Consider the following 17548-nt stretch of genomic DNA (forward strand, 5'->3'; position numbering starts at 1 on the left):
TCCTCAACCGTATCGCGCCACGTCTATATATGTTATAAGCCACATGTTATAACACTGAGTCAATTGAGAACCGCAAGATTGCCGATCAAAGGGGTGATGAATGGTAGAAGCTACAGCGACCGAATGGATAAAACCCATTCAAAGACAAAACCTTAGCGAGCTTGCCTATACCAATCTGCGTGAGGCGCTTATGGAGGGCCGACTCAAGCCGGGCGAAGACCTGCCGTTGCGTCCCATCTCCAGAAGCTTCGGAATCAGCGCCACGCCGATGCGCGAAGCGCTGTTTCGGCTTGTCGCCGAACATGCGCTTGAGATCGATGGACGTGGCCGTATCTCCGTGCCTCACCTCACCCGTGCGACGCTGATTGAAGTTCGTAAAGTGCGCGGTTTTCTCGAAGGAAACGCTGCGCGTGAAGCCGCGCTCAATGCCAGCCCAGAGGCAGTCGATGCGCTTGAGGCTATTCATAATAAGCTGAGTGCAGCCCAGGATGCCGATGACTTTCCTGCCGCCATCGGGCTGAACACCAAATTTCACCTGAAACTTTGTGAGATTGCGGGCCTGCCGGTCACGCATGAAATGGTATCCAATCTTTGGGTCCGCTGCGGGCCCCTGCTCTCTCATCTCTATGATGGCGGCGTACCGCTGAACTGGGATCCGCATCCGCATGTGCGCATTGTGAAAGCCATCCGCGCCAGAGATCCCGACGCCGCCTATGAAGCGCTGAACATGGATATTGAAGGCGGTGGCGCCGGACTGTTGGCACATGTGAAAGACTGATACTCTCGCCACGTCCTGTGCGGCTTTATGGGGAGCAGGCATGTCCATTGCTCTCTCAGGCTGCCGTATAACGGGACTCGACCCACCGTATTGACGCCTCAAGCCCATCCGCATCCAACGGACGCGGCAGATGGCCGATATGCGGCGCAGTCATCGTTCTGCTGACGATTTCTCCGATCTCGTCGTCAGCCGCAGCGCGTCCACCGAGTTCGATCAAGGTGGCTGGCAGGCCAACACGACGGGAAAAGGCAACAAAGGCATCGATCTCAGGCGTCTGCGCCCCTTGGGCGTGCATCTGAACGACATTTGCATAGGCAACCTGAAGGCCATGCATTTTTTCCGCGAAAGGCGATACTGCGGTCAGCCCACGCGTCATCGAATGCGCGACAGACAAGCCCCCGCTTTCAAAAGCAAGGCCACTCATCAGGATTGTCGCTTCCACGACGCGCTCCAGCGCGGGCGTCGGTGTTTTCCTGTCTAATGCGGCGAGTGCGGCCTCGGCATGTTCCAGCAATATTGCGTGACACGCTTCGGCCAGAACCACAGCTGTCCAGGCGGAACTGCCACCGAAAATGTTCTTGCCCTGCGCATTGGCGCAGCATCTTACTTCATGAATTTTCCCGATCGCGTCGCCTATTCCAGCCAGGAAAAATTGCTTCGGAGCTTTCGCTATAACCGCCGTATCGGCCAGAACAAGCTCGGGATTACGCGGGAGTTTGCTGACGCCCACCATGCGATGGGCATCGTCATACATGACATAATTGTGCGAGGTCGGCGCATCCGTCGATGCGATGCTTGGCACTGTTACGACTTTGGCGTTCAAGCGATGCGCCAAGGCTTTGCCCGCATCGATGCATTTGCCGCCGCCAGCTGCCACAACGACAGAAGGCACGCCGGCGAGCGCATCATGTAACCTGATGATTTCGGCCTCGGTGCAATCACCGCCGAACATCAATACCGGGACTGTGATCTGCTGGTTTCGAAACGATTGCTCGATCATGTCTCCGTACTGTTCCCACAGCACGGGGTCAGCGACCAGAACTGCATCTCCGCCCAGTCGAACAAGTTCGAGGCCTAGCTCTTTCAGAGCGCCTGCACCCTGCACATAGCGCGATGGTGATCCAAAAATTATCATTTGCGTTCCTCCCCGACGTTTCGAGCGAATGCCCACCTCGTCGAATTTTTTGCGATTGCATATCATATATGATGCTTGATGTATCCTCCAAGAGTCAATATACATATTTTCGTCTGGTCGGAAGGAGCCGCCTTGACGCAAACATGACGCCCGCTTTCAGGATTGGCCCTTGCGGCGCATATGCCACCCATGGAGAACAATATGACCCTGCCATCGCCCGTCGGAATGTCATCCGCTGGAGCATCGCCCGGCGCGAACAGCTATATGCCCGATGAGAAAACGGTTTCATTTCTGCGCGAGCGCGCGCAATTCATTCGACTGGAAACCATCCGACTGATCGATATTGCAAAGACCGGGCACTACACCTCTGTCTTCTCGGCGGCAGAAGCCTTCGCAGCGCTTTATTACGACGTGATGAACCTGCGTCATGGCGAGCCGCATTGGGACGAACGCGACCGGTTCACGATTGGCAAGGGCCACGCAGCCGTTGGCCTGTTTCCGATTTATGCGGATCTCGGCTTTTTCCCCAAAGAATGGCTCGATGATTACACGCGGCTCGGCAGTCCACTCGGCGATCACCCGGACATGCGCAAGGTTCCAGGCGTGGACTTTTCGTCCGGCTCTATCGGTCACGCGCTATCGAATGCTATCGGCATCGCCCTCGCGCAGCGCTGGACCGGCAAATCCTACAAGGTCTTCTGCATGATGGGCGATGGCGAAATGCAGGAAGGTCAGGTCTGGGAGGCGGCACTCTTTGCAGCCCAGAACCGGATGAGCAATCTTATCGCCATTGTCGATCGCAACGGCTACCAGCTCGACGGCAAAGTGGACGACGTGATGAACATCGAGCCGCTTGACCAGAAATGGTCGGCTTTTGGTTGGGAAGTCCATGAAGTCGACGGTCATGACGTGACCGCTGTCACGGAATTGTTGCGCCGCTTGCGCGCAGACGACACCCGCGAGCGCCCCGTCGTGGTGATTTCCAAAACAGTGAAAGGCAAAGGCGTTTCCTACATGGAAACCGAACCGGGCTGGCATTTGGGCTGGCTGGACACCGAGGACGCAGACGCCGCCGTCGCCGAAATCAAATCGAAGGTAATCTGATATGAGCAGCCCAAAATCCCCTAATTCCTGGCAATATCGCGGCCTGAATATGGTCAATCCCGGCCTCGACCACCTTTCAAATGGCCTGATGCAACTCGTCGAAGCGGGGCATAATGTAGTCGCCGGCTCCGCCGACCTTCAATATTCCAATGGTTTAAACCGTTTTGCCGCCGCCCATCCCGACCGATATATTTCATTCGGCATCTCCGAGCAGAACATGGTTTCTGTCGCAGCAGGGATCGCCACCTGCGGCGTTACGCCCTTTGTGGCGACTTTCGCATCCTTTCTCGGACTTCTGACCTGCGAACAAATCCGCATGGATGTCGCCTATTCCGCGCAGCCGGTGCGGCTGGTCGGCCATCATACGGGTATTTCGCTTGGCTTCTACGGCACCTCGCATCATGCGACGGAAGATATCGGAACGATGCGTTCCATTGCCGATCTGGCTGTGGTTTCGCCGTCCGATGGGGCACAGCTGGAAGCCGCTATTCGAGCTTCAGCCGATTGGGATCAGCCGATCTATTTCCGCATCGGGCGCGGTCGCGATCCGGTGGTTTATAGTGACGGCGCGAATTTCCAGTTCGGCAAGGCGAATATTCACTCTCTCGGGGACGAACTGACAATCATCGCCTGCGGCATTACCGTTCATGCTGCGCTGGAAGCAGCAGTCGCACTCAACGCTGCTGGTCATTCGGTCGGTGTCATCGACATGGCTTCGATCAAGCCGCTGGACCGCGATGCCGTTCTTGAAGCCGCAGAACGATCCCGCTGCATCATGACGGTGGAAGAACACAATGTGCTCGGGGGCCTCGGCTCGGCTGTGGCAGAAGTGATTGCCGACGAGGGCAAGGGCGTGCGCCTGAAGCGCCATGGCATTTATGACGAATACGCGTTGATCGCTCCGCCGACGCATCTTTACGCACATTATAAGCTTGATGGGGCCGGTATTCACGAAGTCGCGGAATCCTTCATTCGCAAAGGTCAAATGGCATGAAAACGGCAGTCATCACAGGCGGCGGCACTGGTATCGGCCTGGCCACAAGCAGATTTCTGCTGTCGCAGGGCTGGCGGGTGATCGCTGGCGGCATGGACAAGGAAGAGCCCCTGCCCGAGGGGCTTGAGTTCATCCAAACGGATGTGACCAATACTGATGATCTTGACCGGTTGATGAACAGTGTCGAACGAATTGATGCGCTCATCAATTGCGCTGGTATCATTCGGCAGGCGCGCGAATGGCAGGCAGCTGAATTCCATAAGGTGCTAGAGGTCAATCTCACCGCCTCTCTGGCAGCAGCGACCGCAGCGCGGGAAAAGTTGCTGGCCGCAAAAGGCAGCATCGTCAACATCGCATCCATGTGGAGCTGGTTCGGTTCGGCCAACGCGCCCGCTTATGCCGCATCCAAGGGCGGCATCGTTGCACTGACGCGTTCCCTTGCCGTCGCGTGGGGACGTGAGGGAATACGCTGCAACGCCATTGCTCCGGGGTGGGTAAACACGCGGATGGGAGCAGGCGCTAAAAACGATCCATCGCGCGGGCCAGCTATCACAGCACGTATTCCGCTTGGACGCTGGGCGGAGCCGGAGGAAATCGCGGAGGTGATCGGCTTTCTCATCTCACCTGCCGCGCGTTATATCAATGGAGCGCTACTCCCGGTGGACGGCGGCTATTCCATCGCATGATAAAGGCCGTGCCTCGTTAATCGCGAGGCGCGGCACAGCACTCAGCGAGCGTTCTCGCTGTTCTTTTCTTCTATCCGGGCGACGAGTTCATTCGCCCATTGAATATCAGCCTGCATTGCATTGCGCGCGGCGTCAGGATCGTTGCGACGCAAAGCCTCGATGAAGCGGAAATGCTGATGATCTTCGCCGGACAATTGCCTGACTGGCATTTCCTCGTGAAATGTACGCAGGAACGGCCCCATCAGTGTCCACATGTTTTCGCAAATCGTTTCGACATAGGGCAGCTCGGCGCGGCGCAAAATCAGAAAGTGAAACTCACGATTTGTCTGAGCGGCCTCGCGTGGGTCCTGTGCCGCCGCTGCGGTGAAACTCGCATTGAGCTTCTCGAATTCTTCTACAATCTCACCTGTAGCAGTTTGGCCGACGCGGTAGGCCGCCATACCTTCCAGATTGTTGCGAATAGCCACAATCTCGCGCAGATCGCGCGGCGTCAAAACAGGCACCGCGACCGAGGTGGCGGCAACAAAATTCAAGGCCTGCTCCGAGGCCAAACGCATGATAGCTTCGCGCACCGGCGTAATCGATGTACCGTAAAGTTCGGCCACACCGCTAATCGTGAGACGCTCCCCCGGACGATATTCACCCTCCATGAGAGAGAGGCGCAGATTGCGATAAATCTGTTCCGACAGGTTCGCTTTAATGACTTGCTTCTGGACCATCCAAATCGCCTTTCATTTGGATATATCGCAGCAAAATCAAGCGATGGCCAGCCATAAAGTGGCATTACAACGCGGCAACCCATCGCGGACCACTGATCGCAAACAAAGCACATTCGTTGAGTCTAAGTGCTCCAGTTTGGTTGAGCGCAATCCCCCTCTCTTATCATCAGTCTAGAAACCACAACCTCTAACTTCCGCCGCGTCCACGACATGCCTGCACTAAAAATGATGGCTGACGAGAGCCGCACCCAGCCCCACCAGTATCGTGCCACACGCCTTTGGCACCATCCAACCCATCCTGTTACTGTGGAAACGTCCAAAGGCGAGAGCCGCAATAGCGACAGCTGCAACGTCGGCTGTTGAGAAAATCAGGTTAACGACGATGCCCAACACAAGGAACTGAAGCCAGAGCGGAATTTCGGTCGCCGGCTGCACGAATTGCGGCAGAAAAGTTAGGAAGAACAGCGCCGTCTTCGGGTTGAGAACTTCAACCACGATACTGTCGCGAAACGTTTTTGATACCGGACTTCCGGATTGATCGCCTTCTCTATTCCAATTAAAGAATAGGGCTAACCCCGACCAGATCAGATACCCGGCACCGGCAAACCTTATGATCACGTAGATGATCGGTGCGTGTTCCATCAACGATGCGAGGCCTATCGTGGCTGCAACGATATGCACGTAACATCCAAGATGAACACCAAGAGCCGCCATCAGGCCAGCATTGCGACCGTGCGCAAGGGTTTGCGCGGTCATGTAAAGTATTGCAGGGCCTGGCACGCAAGCAAATGTCAACGTCGCAACAGCAAACGGTATCCATAAGTCCAGCGACGACATAATGGCTCCTCCCCATGGTCCAATGGCAGGAGTATTAGGCTTGGCTGAAACGCAATGATATACGGCAGGTGTCGTATTTAGACGGCAGGAATGCTCGGATAATCTACTTTTGGTTAAAGCTTTTTAACGCGTATCAAGGCACATAAATGTCCCGATCAGACCACTAACTTTGTTACCACGACCACTTACGAACCGGTCAATGGGATGACATTAAAATCGTGGGCTCGATTTTAGCAATTCCCTGATATGGATTCGCATGAATCGCCAAAATCCACAGACATAAAGTTGCGCTGACCGTGTATATAAGCAGAGCCACAATTCCGGCTTGAACTCTGTCTGAATGTGTTGAAGAAATCGCAATTACTGTCATGATAGTGAGTGAAATAACCAAATACCATCTGTAGGAATCCACAGACGTCGTTCCGATAGAAAGCCTCATGCTTCTGGCATCTTGCAGAATATCAAAATCGCTTAATAAATACGAAATTACGGGACCTGGAATGTTTTCTTTGCTCATTTTCAATATCACGTCGCGGATGTCCTGCAGGGACTTTTCGACCGAGCCAGCTGGCTGCAGGTTTATGTTCTTCACCCATTCATCGTCTACGACAGCGTTCCTGTAGCGGATCAATACCTCTCGCAGAGGAGGTGCATCGATTTCTGGAGAATCGGCAATTCCAATCAATCGAATGATCGCGGAGCGCTCATCGCGTGTGGCTTGATTTGCTTTTGCGGTAATGGCCCATATGTCAGCCGCGACAAATCCGAGTGCAAGTGCCCAAGCCGTCGCCACTGTAGCGACAAATGCTCCGACTGGTATCGATAGAGGGTCATGTTCGGCATATTTTGCAAATATATGCAGCATCAGACGCCCAAACAGAAAAAACGCTCCCCCTAATGCAGCAAACGCAAGGAGAGACATTTGGACGGAGAGCGCAAATATCGTAACCATCTTAAAGGTGCCCCGTTTCTTTTTGACTTCCAATATTGTTGTTACGGTATAGAATACTAATCGCCAATAAAGATTACGATGCTATTAAGTTTGCGACCATAGTGGTACGGGCATTTCTTGGGAGAATAGCCATGCAAAAAAAGATTTCAGTCGCAGCAACCAGTGTGGTGTTACTTATCAGCTTGGTGAATTCCGCGTCAGGCGCGTCGATAGGCGGAGGGAATCCCCACCCTGTCAGCGATTACGTGTGCAAAGACGGCACTCATCTGGCTGTTCGTCTCCTCGGAGAGAGCGCTTCGGTATCTATCAACGGCAAACCCGCCATCGACCTGCCCTCCCAAGGGACAGATGGAACGACCTATTCCGACGGCCAGCAGACACTGGCGATAGTAGATGGTCGACTCTCATGGACCATAGGCCTGGCTGAGCCGATCGCTTGCACCGGCGGCTGAGCACCTCCGCGGCCAACGGAGAGCACCGTAAGTTGAGAAGACAAATTTTATTTATAATTTATAAGATGATTAATGTGTCAGTCGAGTTGACAGCTGGCTTCAATTTAAACGCGAACTTATAAGTTTATCTCGGCGCGCCCGATTGCCGCAAACAATCTCACCCATACAAGCAAGCAGCAAGATGCGTTGATAGACTCAACGTTTTAAAGCACCCACAAGTCAGAACTTCCGTATCCGCGCTTAAGTCTGGCAACAAACGCTCAAGACGCCCCTAGCTTCTTCCCGGCTATCTCGCAGCGTTGAATCACGTCCACCGGTGCTTCAAAATCAAAGTCGGCAACAGTCTCGTTCTCCGCAATTGCCTGCCCCAACACCTTGAACTCCTTGCCGCTCGCTCCCGGCTTTAAGCTGAACGCATGGGCTTTGAGATGAACTACTTTTCCGCGTACGAGGCTCTCCCCTTCCCCGCCTTTCGTCCTTATATCCCCATCAACCGTGATGGTACCAAACGGCTTTGACAGCTGGACGCCGATTGCGCCATCACCAAAGGTTGTGATGCTCTGGAATTCGGCATGGTTCAACGTACCGTCATAAAGGTTGAATCCCCGCGCACCCAGACCATGCGTCTCGATAGGAGCTTGAATCTTGAGCGCGTTGATATCACCGAAATTCACGAACCCAATGCCGCTTGAACCGTAGGAAGTTATCGGGGCTTTTGCCGCCCAGGAATCGACAGCTCCCCAATTGTCGAGAACCATATCATTAGGACTATAAGTCGTCACCGAATCCTGATTGATAACGCTCAACGCGTTGACGCCGGAACCCACAAACACGCCACCCGTAATCAGATTGCCGGTGCCTTTTGGGATTCCACCGTCCGAATGGATTTCTCCCGTGGTGAGTTCGGTGAGTTCGATCACGCCGCCAGCTTCGGTTGGAGCCGGAGCCTTAGCCATGTCGGCATCAAAAGGAATATACGCTCCACCGAATATGAATATACCACTGCCCCGCAGAGGATTTTCTTTGCTGCCGCCCGAAAGATTATGGGCTTCCAGTGTCCAGCGGCTCGCTTTATTCTTCGAGTTGTTGAGGACCGTCAATCCGCCAAGCAGAACTTCAACTCCGAATCCTGAAGGGCGATGCGCGGCAATTCGGGCGTCCGCCCTTTCAACATGAATGTCATCAAGCTTGATATGCGCTGCTAATGCACCGGCTGCTTCCAGATGAAGGCGGCCGACAGTTCTTATATTGTCAATCGTAATCGTACCGAGATCGGTGTTTTCGTCAGCCAGACCGATGGCGATCTGAGTTTCATCCGTCACTATCCGCAAATCAGCGATCCGATGGTTCGCACTCAAGATCAGGCCCGGTTGCCCTTCCTTGAAACGCAGTTCGGCAGTGCCATCGACACCACGAAGCAACGTTCCCGATGGCAATTTCAGGCTGGGAAGATTATCGATGACACCTTCAACCTCGATGCTCTTCGCATTTTCGTGAATGGCAAGCTGAATGTCGGCAGCATCTTTCACTCGTCGTGTATTATTAATCATGGAATACTCCTATTATTGTCGATGCCACAATTCTTCCGGGCGCATTTCGCCGTTTACTTGCCATTTCAATTGAGGAAATAGACCTGCTGCCTAGATTTTCAAGTATTCAGGCGACAAATCCTTGACGGATTTCGCCCCCGCCAACAGCATGACGAGATTCAACTCTTGGTGCACGTGTTCAAGCACACTCTGCACGCCCGCAGCTCCACCCACTGCTGATCCGTAGAGAACAGGACGCCCAACGGCCACAGCAGAAGCTCCAAGGCAAAGGGCGCGGAATACATCAATACCACGGCGGATTCCGCTATCGAAAAGCACCGGCACGCGGTTGCCTACCGCATCACTGACTTCCTTCAGCACACTGATGGCACCTGGAACGCCGTCGAGCTGGCGTCCACCGTGATTGGAGACCTGAATGGCGTCCGCACCCGCTTTGATCGCCGTATCCGCATCTGTTCCGCGCATAATCCCTTTGACGATGACCGGCAGTTTGGACACTGATTTGACCATACGAATGTCATCGGGAGTAAGATCGATCTTCTGATTTCTGAAATTACCAATTCCGCCGTAACGCGGATCATGATTGCCAAAGCTGAATCCGGGTGGGAAAGGCTTGCCCAGTTCAATGAACGCATCGCTCGCGCCGGGCCCAAGAGCATCTGCTGTGATGATAATCGCGGAATAGCCAGCGTTTCGTGCACGCTCAAGCAGGCTTTGCGTCACATTGATGTCTGCGTTGAAGTAAAGCTGGAACCATTTGGGTCCTGTGGTCGCCTTAGCGATTTCTTCGAGCGGCCGGTTGGATGCACCCGACGATTGGTAAAGCGTACCAGCCGCTCCAGTGCCAGCGGCAGCCGCGATCTCGGCTTCAGGATTGGCAAACATTTGCGCGCCCATCGGGGCCACCACGATCGGAAACGGCAATTTCTGGCCCAGAAGCTCCACACCAAGATCAACATTATCAGCCGCGACACCGGCGAGACGGTGCGTTCGAATTGGGTAGTCGTTAAAGGCACGACGGTTTTCGCGCAGTGTCCATTCATCGCCCGATCCATGGGCGATGAATGCATAAGCAGGCTCACTCATGATGGCTTTTGCGCGCTGCTCAAGCAGGTCGAAGTTCACGATATCGATTTTCTTGTCCGTCGACCGTTTTGTTCCGCTCGCAGTGGCTGCAGCTTTGCGGGTATTCCCGGTCGCATGGGCAGCGCCGGACAGGGCAGCCAGCGCAAAACCCGCGCCGGCTCCTTGCAAGAGATTGCGTCTTGAGTGATTCATATGTTCTGTATCCTGTGTTTGGACCAAGGGCTTGCCACCGCAGCCTTGAAAGACTGCTACCAGGCACCACGGCGGTGATTGCTAACCCAGCGATACATGCCGAGAATATTCAACGTCTTCATCGTGCTGAATGCAGTCCAGCTCTGAACCTCCGGACTGAATTTGACGTTGCGATAAAGTTCATCCCAGGACTGTCCAGCCCGCACGAGGTCGAGAACCTGCTGATGAAGATCGACGATGTAATTGCGTTCTGCAACGATGTCTTCTTTCTTCGCCGGGCTGTAATGACCGACATCAATTACATCGACGTCCTGCTTGATGACCCAATCAAGAGTTTCCACCCATCCATCATAATAGAAGTCGAGGAAGTCATTATATGGCATGGACTTGCTTTCGCAGACATCCGTGCATTGCAGGGCTTTGTAGCCAGGGAAATAGACCATCACCATGCTGTTGGAATGGCTTGGTGCGACGCGGTGCAAACGCACCTCCTCCCCGCCCAATGTGATCGTCATATTCTCATCGAAAACTTTGTCAGGCACTGCCGTCGGAAGCTTTTCGCCAACGATGGGCTCGACTGCCCGTTGGTTGGCGATAACCGTGGCTCCGTCCTGCTGAAAAATCTGTCCGCCACTAACGTGATCGGCATGGGCGTGGGTGTAAACCACATACTTCACCGGCACATTGAATCGCTTCTTGATTTCATCTTTGAGCCAGCCAGACGTACAGCTCATCGCGGGGTCGATAACAAGTGCGCCTTCCTTGGTAACCAAAACCAGGCCACTATGGACAGCCAGTCCTGCACCGGTCGTATGACGGTAGAGATTACCCTTGACCTGTTCCAGGCTACGAGGAGTATCGGGGCAGGCCGCGCCGGTGAAATCGGGAAGAACCGCGCGATTGGCATAGGGGGTTTGATCGAGAACGACAGCATCATCGCTGGCCGCCAGCGCAGCCGTGCCGGTCATAACAGCCAAGAGCAGCGCCACGAGTTTAGTCAAAGAACGTTTCATCAATTATCCCCTTGAGGTGTTCGGCGAAGGGTATCTGCGGATACTGAATTGTCCTGAGCCTGATTGCTGTCCAACTGAACGGCGGTTGTCGGCCCGACATTACTGGGCCGGAAGCTACCGCCCGTTTGATCTATCTGACAATTCGGATAATATTGATGATTATGAACAGTCCATTCGATAGAACCAAAAAACAGCCCACCCTGGATCAGATCAATGTGTTTCTGGCCGTTGTCGAGGCGGGCGGATTTTCTGCGGCGGCACGGCGGCTGCATCGGCAGCAATCGTCTGTCAGCTATACGATTGCTGCATTTGAGGCCCAATTGGGCGGCGTCGCGCTGTTCGATCGGACAGTCCGCCGTCCCGTACTGACGGAAATCGGGCGCGCGGTGTTGATCGATGCGAGGCGCATCGCGCAAGAAGTGGATGGTTTGAATGCCCGGATGGACGGGCTACTGGCCGGTGTGGAGCCAAAGCTTTCCATTGTAGTCGATGCCATGCTTCCCGGACCTGCTCTTGTGGCCACCCTTCGCGATCTGCGCACCGAATTTCCCAAACTTGCTGTGCAGTTGAGGACGGAGGTTCTAGGTGGTGTCCCGGCAGCCGTTCTGGACGGATCAGCCAATATCGGAATCAGTGGACCGCTTTTTTATCGTATCGACCGGCTGGATCAGGTTCGTATCGGTCAGACCAGTCTTATCCCTGTGTGCGCACCGAACCATGAACTTGCAAAAATGCCGGGACCAATTAGCAACAGGCAGGCGCGAGCTTTTACCCAATTGGTTTTGACAGACCGCTCGGAAATGTCCAAAGGCCAGGACTTTGCCGTATTGTCACCAGACACAATCCGGGTTTCGGATATCCAGGCAAAATACTGGTTGGCGCTGTCTGGCCTTGGATGGGGTAACCTCCCCTTGTGCCTCATCAAGGATGATCTTGCAGCAGGCCGATTGCACGAGGTTAAACTGGCGGAATGGCATAGAAGGCCCTATCCCTTCCACACAGTTCATTCCATTGACGCACCGCCCGGTCCGGCTGCCCTGCGCTTTGCAGAATATCTTGAGAGAAATTTGACCGAAGATTAGCCTTCGTGCTGGCATCTACACTTCTCAATAAATTCCAGCGCTGAAAAACTTGCAGTAATACGCACGAGCGTCCGCATCGGCTGCGATTGTTCCCTTTGTCTTCATGATCGCGATACAGGGCGCGGAAATCGCCGCGAGCGCATAGCCAAAATCCAAAGCGACGAAAAGCTAAATAGTGAAATTTTCGCACGAGAAAAATCGACCCGGACGACAGCTTCCTGAAGATTACATTTGCAGCTATATCAAAATTGGCTTGCATATCATTATGTGTTGATATTGTCACAGGTTATATGTGAACTAATACTGTCATAAAACTGATAATTGAAAATGAATGTATTCGATGTTTTTTTGATTTCGCAAATACAACTACTTCAGGTGACGAATCATGAAAATCACTACACTTCTGATTTCTTCCGCAGCGGGGATCATATCTTTGCCAGCATTTGCCGCCGATGCAATTGTTGCTCCAGAGCCGGAAGCCGTTGAATATGTTCGCGTTTGCGATGCTTACGGCGCGGGCTATTTTTACATTCCAGGCACCGAAACCTGCCTGCGCGTCAGCGGCTATGTCCGTTATGACGTGAAGGGTGGCGACGACGCCTATACAGGCTTTGATCGCAAGGGCTGGGACAAGGGCGCCCGCTTCACGTTGCGCACCCACACCGCGACCGAAACCGAACTGGGCACGCTCAAGTCCTATACCGAAACCCGCTTCAACTACACGGCCGACAATTCCGGCTGGGATGGCGAGTATGGCTCCGCGTCGAGCGGCGTCGACAATCGCCGCGCCTATATCGAACTTGGCGGCTTCCGCGTCGGTATCGACGAATCGGCATTCCACACCTTCACCGGTTACCTCGGCGATATCATCAACGATGACGTGATCGCAGCTGGCAGCTACACCACGGGCCAGATCTCCTACACCTTCAACGCTGGCAATGGTTTCTCGGCCCTTATCGCAGCCGAGCAGGGTGGCAGCAGCTACACGATTGACGGCTACACTCCGCACCTTCTCGGCGGCTTGAAGTACAAGGCTGGCTGGGGCTCGATCGCAGCTGTCGTGGCTTACGATTCCGTTCTCGAAGACTGGAATGCGAAGCTTCGTGGCGATGTGAACATCACCGAAAGGTTCTCGGTCTGGGTACAGGGCGGCTATTCGTCGGAAGAAACCCCAGATCAGAATTACGGCCAGTGGGGCGGCGAATGGGTTGTCTGGGGTGGCGCGAAGTTCAAGGCAACCGAGAAGGCCACAATCAATATCCAGGGCGCTTACGAAGATTGGGGCAAGACCGCAATCGCTGCAAACGTGGCGTATCAGCTGGTTCCTGGTTTCACCATCACCCCGGAAATTGCCTACACCAAGTGGGATAGCGATCATCCGCTGCGTGAAGCAGGCCTCGTTGGTTCCGATGGCCTTCAGGGCACAATCCGCTTCCAGCGTTCTTTCTGACTATTTGGCGTGAATCGAAATAATTTCGGAAGTAACATTTGACAAATTCAAGATAAGATTGAATATTGAAGCTGTGATAATCTGACCTCCAATCACGATTACATCACACCAACTAACAGCGACGGATTACTTCTGTCGCTGTTTTTTTGTTTATATTAAAAATTAGATTCCATATCGCAGCATCACATAAATTCACAAATATTACTATTAGCTGACATAATGTTGGATGTTTCATTGCAACATCGATTGATAGAACAAAATTGAAATCGAATTTGGTAATTGTCCGGAAAGGATATTAATGCTCTTTGGCATCATTGTTCGCATACAATGAAAGGTCAAAGTCATGAAAATAAAGTCGTTCCTGATTGCTTCCGCAGCGGTCGTGACATCAGTTCCGGCATTTGCTGCCGATGCAATCGTTGCTCCAGAACCTGAAGCTGTTGAATATGTTCGTGTCTGCGATGCTTACGGCGCTGGCTACTTCTACATTCCGGGCACCGAAACCTGCCTGCGCATCAGCGGCTATGTCCGCTACGAAGTAAAGGGCGGCGACAATCCTTATTCCGGCGTTGACCGTGAAGGCTGGGACAAGAGCCTGCGCTTTACGCTGCGCACCTCGACGGCTTCGGAAACTGAACTTGGCACCCTGAAGACCTTCACCGAAACCCGCTTCAATTACTCGGCCGACAATTCCGGCTGGGACGGCCGCTACGGTGAAGCGAGCGATGACGTCGAACTTCGCATGGCCTATATCGAACTTGGTGGCCTCAAGGTTGGTATCGACGAATCGGAATTCCACACCTTCACTGGCTATCTCGGCGACATCATCAACGATGACGTGGTCTCGGCTGGTGCCTATCGTACCGGCAAAATCGCCTACACCTTCGCAGCAGGCAACGGCTTCTCGGCTGTGGTCGCTCTCGAACAGGGCGGCGATGACGATGGCGGTTACTCGAACGGCGTCCACGACTATGCAATCGACGGCTACATGCCGCATGTGGTCGGCGGCCTGAAATATGCAGGCGGCTGGGGCTCGATCGCCGGCGTCGTAGCATACGACTCCGTTATTGAAGAATGGTCCACGAAGGTTCGTGGCGACGTTAACATCACCGACCGTTTTGGCCTTTGGCTTCAGGGCGCCTACTCTTCGGAAGCAAGCCCAGATCAGATGTACGGTCAGTGGGGCGGCGAATGGGCTGTCTGGGGTGGCCTGAAATACGCACTGACGCAGAAGGCAACGTTCAACCTCCAGGGTGCAACCGACGACTGGGGTAAGACGGCTGTTGCAGCTAACGTAGCCTATGAACTCGTCCCTGGTTTCACGATCACGCCTGAAGTCACCTACACCAAGTTCGGCGGCGATTGGAAGCGTTACGAAGCCGTTGTCAATGACAACAACGTAAATGATGCTTGGGGCGGCACGATCCGCTTCCAGCGTTCGTTCTAAGCTGCTTTCTGAGAAAACAGCTACAGGTCATAACAGGCGATCAATAATGACGAAGGCTTAGACGTCATATATTCATCGATGTAGTGACAACCAAAGCAGCGGCGACCGCGTCATCCGGTCGCCGCTGTTTTTTAAGTTGATAGCCAGACAGACGACAGGCGATTGGCAGGACAGAGGCACGCGTTCGATCCACTTGCGAGCCTACCGATCCGTCCCACGTTCTCGCAGGTCGTCCAATTTTCGCTATGTCAACTGTTCAAGCGAACGCACGATATTCGCATTCGAGCAATGCGATTTTTAAGACATGATTTCACTAAATCATGCAGAAAACAACAAATATCGAATTTATATAATCAACATTTGAGATACATTTTCTAAGATAATAGAAATACTTTATATATAATTTTCATGAATAATTTCCGTACTGTATCTTTATTTGTAATAAACTGCAAATTTCACCTCGGCCTTTATTCTCACTGAGGTTCTGATTGTCGAAAACTATGCGATGATCGCCATATTAGGAATAGTCGATACGATTACTGGCATGGGAATTCCGTATATTGCCAGCGTCTTTGGCATATTCCTGTTACGTCAGACATTCAAATCTGTACCCGCCGAATTGGAGGATGCAGCGCGGGTCGATGGATGCGCGTGGCTGGGCGTCCTTTGGCGCGTCTACGTACCGGCAGCTAAATCCACCTACCTGGCTTATGCTCTGGTCTCGGTTACCACCCACTGGAACCATTTTCTCTGGCCACTGATCGTCACCAACACACCCGGAAAAAGACCGCTCACAGTAGGGCTGTCGCTGTTTGGAGCGCCTGAAAGCGGCTTGGATATTTCAACCATCAGCGCCGCGACCATTATGGTCATTGCGCCACTGGTTATAGCCTTTTTGATTTTCCAGCGCCAATTTGTGCAAGCATTCCTCAGAGCAGGAATTAGGTGAAAGACCAAGCGAACGTGGTTGAGTGCCAAACAGCCATGCATCCCACTATCTTCTCCAAGGGAGCATACCCGCTAATTTTTTCCTTTTATTTCGACCTAAAAGGTCTCGTACTTAAAGATTATATGTCGGCATCAAACCTATAATGCGAGACCGCCACCTCCGCCAAAACATTAAAGCCGCTTCAATGTTCGCTGACAATTTCATAAACCCTCCAATTGCAAATGCTTATCATAATCATTTAACATATTGATATTACTTGACATTTTTTCCAGCTGCAAATAGGAAACCCGCATCGGGGAGTAGCCACCACCGAAGCGCGGCCCATTGAGGCAACGCCGATATCAAGTGGGGTCACGTCAACACAATCGCTGAAAAGCGTGGCGCGACCAGCCGTTTAACGGCCCGGCAAGACCGTGGTATCAGCCATCCGCCGACGGACGGATGGCCTTTGTTGCCCGGCCAATCCTCCGTCTGAGCAGACATGATGTCCCCCATCACAGTATTTTTTCTTTCCGTCAGTATGTCGGTCGATGCTTTTGCGGTCTCTGTTGGGCGTGGTACTGCCTTGAACCGTCCTCGACTTTCAGAGGCTTTGCGCACCGGCATCGTCTTTGGCGTGGTTGAAGCCATCACCCCGTTTCTCGGCTGGGTAGCCGGTGTACTAGCTAGCGACTGGGTTTCCCATGTCGATCACTGGCTGGCATTCGGGCTTTTGTCGGCAGTTGGTCTGCATATGCTTTATACAGTCATCTGGCCCAAGGATGACGACGGAGAGACACCTCAGGGAGGTTCGTTCCTCGTTCTGCTCGCAACGGCGCTTGGTACGAGCATCGATGCCATGGCCGTCGGTCTGTCGCTGGCCTTTATCGGCATCAGCTTGCAAGGCATCATCGCGATTTCAGTGGCCATCGGTCTTGCGACATTCATCATGTCCACGATGGGCCTGATGATCGGCAAGGCAATCGGAGCCAGGTTCGGCAAGTTTGCCGAAGTGGCGGCGGCTGTTGTGCTTTGTGCTTTAGGCACGTCCATCCTCGTTGAGCATCTTTCGGCATAGGTTTTCAGGGCGCGGAAATTTTCCGCACACGTCTGTAATGATGGGGGAGGCGCGGCCCCCATCAT

General features: G+C 53.4%; 16 protein-coding genes and 1 pseudogene. 10 read left to right on the forward strand and 7 right to left on the reverse strand.

Annotation, left to right across the window (positions count from 1 at the left end):
- Positions 1-100: 100 nt before the first annotated feature.
- Entirely contained in the window at positions 101-778 is a 678-nt protein-coding gene (locus FIC94_RS16875; RefSeq protein ID WP_121537577.1) for a GntR family transcriptional regulator, read from the forward strand.
- Positions 779-833: 55 nt separating this feature from the next.
- Here FIC94_RS16875 and FIC94_RS16880 read toward each other — a convergent pair whose 3' ends face one another.
- Positions 834-1913, reverse strand: a complete 1080-nt coding sequence (locus FIC94_RS16880) for a glycerol dehydrogenase (protein ID WP_180918025.1) — start codon at positions 1911-1913, stop codon at positions 834-836.
- A gap of 201 nt (positions 1914-2114) precedes the next feature.
- On the opposite strand from FIC94_RS16880, the gene FIC94_RS16885 reads away from it, so the two are divergent.
- From FIC94_RS16885 to FIC94_RS16895, 3 genes are read left to right on the forward strand one after another with little or no spacing between them, the layout of a single operon-like run.
- Positions 2115-3017, forward strand: a complete 903-nt coding sequence (locus FIC94_RS16885; RefSeq protein WP_319080296.1) for a transketolase — start codon at positions 2115-2117, stop codon at positions 3015-3017.
- 1 nt (position 3018) lies between these two features.
- Positions 3019-4011: a transketolase family protein gene (locus tag FIC94_RS16890; protein ID WP_140025637.1), complete on the forward strand. Its 993-nt coding sequence runs from the start codon at positions 3019-3021 to the stop codon at positions 4009-4011.
- On the forward strand, positions 4008-4697 hold the full coding sequence (locus FIC94_RS16895) for an SDR family NAD(P)-dependent oxidoreductase (RefSeq protein WP_140025638.1): 690 nt from the start codon (positions 4008-4010) through the stop codon (positions 4695-4697). The genes FIC94_RS16890 and FIC94_RS16895 overlap by 4 nt, the downstream gene beginning before the upstream one ends.
- Positions 4698-4738: 41 nt before the next feature.
- Here FIC94_RS16895 and FIC94_RS16900 read toward each other — a convergent pair whose 3' ends face one another.
- From FIC94_RS16900 to FIC94_RS16910, 3 genes are all read right to left on the reverse strand, one after another.
- Entirely contained in the window at positions 4739-5416 is a 678-nt protein-coding gene (locus FIC94_RS16900; RefSeq protein ID WP_109366218.1) for a GntR family transcriptional regulator, read from the reverse strand.
- Between the two features lie 219 nt (positions 5417-5635).
- Complete coding sequence (locus FIC94_RS16905) at positions 5636-6253, reverse strand: LysE family translocator (protein WP_121537569.1); 618 nt, start codon at positions 6251-6253, stop codon at positions 5636-5638.
- Between the two features lie 196 nt (positions 6254-6449).
- Positions 6450-7205 (reverse strand): bestrophin-like domain, encoded by a 756-nt coding sequence (locus FIC94_RS16910; RefSeq protein ID WP_140025639.1) that lies wholly within the window; start codon positions 7203-7205, stop codon positions 6450-6452.
- A 131-nt stretch (positions 7206-7336) separates the two neighbouring features.
- Between FIC94_RS16910 and FIC94_RS16915 the strand changes: the two genes are divergently transcribed.
- A complete protein-coding gene (locus FIC94_RS16915; protein WP_140025640.1) occupies positions 7337-7657 on the forward strand; it encodes a hypothetical protein in 321 nt (106 codons plus the stop codon).
- A 260-nt stretch (positions 7658-7917) separates the two neighbouring features.
- Here the strand turns inward: FIC94_RS16915 and FIC94_RS16920 are convergent, their stop codons facing one another.
- The 3 genes from FIC94_RS16920 to FIC94_RS16930 form a co-directional block, all read right to left on the reverse strand.
- Complete coding sequence (locus tag FIC94_RS16920; RefSeq protein ID WP_140025641.1) at positions 7918-9207, reverse strand: hypothetical protein; 1290 nt, start codon at positions 9205-9207, stop codon at positions 7918-7920.
- Between the two features lie 90 nt (positions 9208-9297).
- Positions 9298-10485, reverse strand: a complete 1188-nt coding sequence (locus FIC94_RS16925; protein WP_140025642.1) for an alpha-hydroxy-acid oxidizing protein — start codon at positions 10483-10485, stop codon at positions 9298-9300.
- 56 nt (positions 10486-10541) lie between these two features.
- Positions 10542-11498 carry an MBL fold metallo-hydrolase gene (locus FIC94_RS16930; RefSeq protein ID WP_140025643.1) on the reverse strand — a complete coding sequence of 319 codons (957 nt, stop codon included), beginning with the start codon at positions 11496-11498 and terminating at the stop codon, positions 10542-10544.
- A 155-nt stretch (positions 11499-11653) separates the two neighbouring features.
- Between FIC94_RS16930 and FIC94_RS16935 the strand changes: the two genes are divergently transcribed.
- From FIC94_RS16935 to FIC94_RS16955, 5 genes and pseudogenes are all read left to right on the forward strand, one after another.
- A complete protein-coding gene (locus tag FIC94_RS16935; RefSeq protein ID WP_210237300.1) occupies positions 11654-12580 on the forward strand; it encodes a LysR family transcriptional regulator in 927 nt (308 codons plus the stop codon).
- 385 nt (positions 12581-12965) lie between these two features.
- A complete protein-coding gene (locus FIC94_RS16940; RefSeq protein WP_140025644.1) occupies positions 12966-14030 on the forward strand; it encodes a porin in 1065 nt (354 codons plus the stop codon).
- Positions 14031-14373: 343 nt separating this feature from the next.
- A complete protein-coding gene (locus FIC94_RS16945) occupies positions 14374-15477 on the forward strand; it encodes a porin (RefSeq protein ID WP_124915342.1) in 1104 nt (367 codons plus the stop codon).
- Positions 15478-15946: 469 nt separating this feature from the next.
- A pseudogene (locus FIC94_RS16950) lies at positions 15947-16426 on the forward strand (carbohydrate ABC transporter permease); the annotation flags it as partial.
- 565 nt (positions 16427-16991) lie between these two features.
- Positions 16992-17483, forward strand: a complete 492-nt coding sequence (locus tag FIC94_RS16955) for a manganese efflux pump MntP (protein ID WP_503591165.1) — start codon at positions 16992-16994, stop codon at positions 17481-17483.
- Positions 17484-17548: the final 65 nt, after the last annotated feature.

It is taken from the genome of Ochrobactrum teleogrylli, from assembly GCF_006376685.1.
GTDB classification, from domain to species: Bacteria; Pseudomonadota; Alphaproteobacteria; order Rhizobiales; family Rhizobiaceae; genus Brucella; species Brucella teleogrylli.

Coding starts and splice junctions, on each gene's coding strand:
- FIC94_RS16875 (WP_121537577.1), top strand. CDS start 101: ATGGTAGAAGCTACAGCGACCGAATGGATAAAACCCATTCAAAGACAA.
- FIC94_RS16880 (WP_180918025.1), bottom strand. CDS start 1,913: ATGATAATTTTTGGATCACCATCGCGCTATGTGCAGGGTGCAGGCGCT.
- FIC94_RS16885 (WP_319080296.1), top strand. CDS start 2,115: ATGACCCTGCCATCGCCCGTCGGAATGTCATCCGCTGGAGCATCGCCC.
- FIC94_RS16890 (WP_140025637.1), top strand. CDS start 3,019: ATGAGCAGCCCAAAATCCCCTAATTCCTGGCAATATCGCGGCCTGAAT.
- FIC94_RS16895 (WP_140025638.1), top strand. CDS start 4,008: ATGAAAACGGCAGTCATCACAGGCGGCGGCACTGGTATCGGCCTGGCC.
- FIC94_RS16900 (WP_109366218.1), bottom strand. CDS start 5,416: ATGGTCCAGAAGCAAGTCATTAAAGCGAACCTGTCGGAACAGATTTAT.
- FIC94_RS16905 (WP_121537569.1), bottom strand. CDS start 6,253: ATGTCGTCGCTGGACTTATGGATACCGTTTGCTGTTGCGACGTTGACA.
- FIC94_RS16910 (WP_140025639.1), bottom strand. CDS start 7,205: ATGGTTACGATATTTGCGCTCTCCGTCCAAATGTCTCTCCTTGCGTTT.
- FIC94_RS16915 (WP_140025640.1), top strand. CDS start 7,337: ATGCAAAAAAAGATTTCAGTCGCAGCAACCAGTGTGGTGTTACTTATC.
- FIC94_RS16920 (WP_140025641.1), bottom strand. CDS start 9,207: ATGATTAATAATACACGACGAGTGAAAGATGCTGCCGACATTCAGCTT.
- FIC94_RS16925 (WP_140025642.1), bottom strand. CDS start 10,485: ATGAATCACTCAAGACGCAATCTCTTGCAAGGAGCCGGCGCGGGTTTT.
- FIC94_RS16930 (WP_140025643.1), bottom strand. CDS start 11,498: ATGAAACGTTCTTTGACTAAACTCGTGGCGCTGCTCTTGGCTGTTATG.
- FIC94_RS16935 (WP_210237300.1), top strand. CDS start 11,654: ATGATTATGAACAGTCCATTCGATAGAACCAAAAAACAGCCCACCCTG.
- FIC94_RS16940 (WP_140025644.1), top strand. CDS start 12,966: ATGAAAATCACTACACTTCTGATTTCTTCCGCAGCGGGGATCATATCT.
- FIC94_RS16945 (WP_124915342.1), top strand. CDS start 14,374: ATGAAAATAAAGTCGTTCCTGATTGCTTCCGCAGCGGTCGTGACATCA.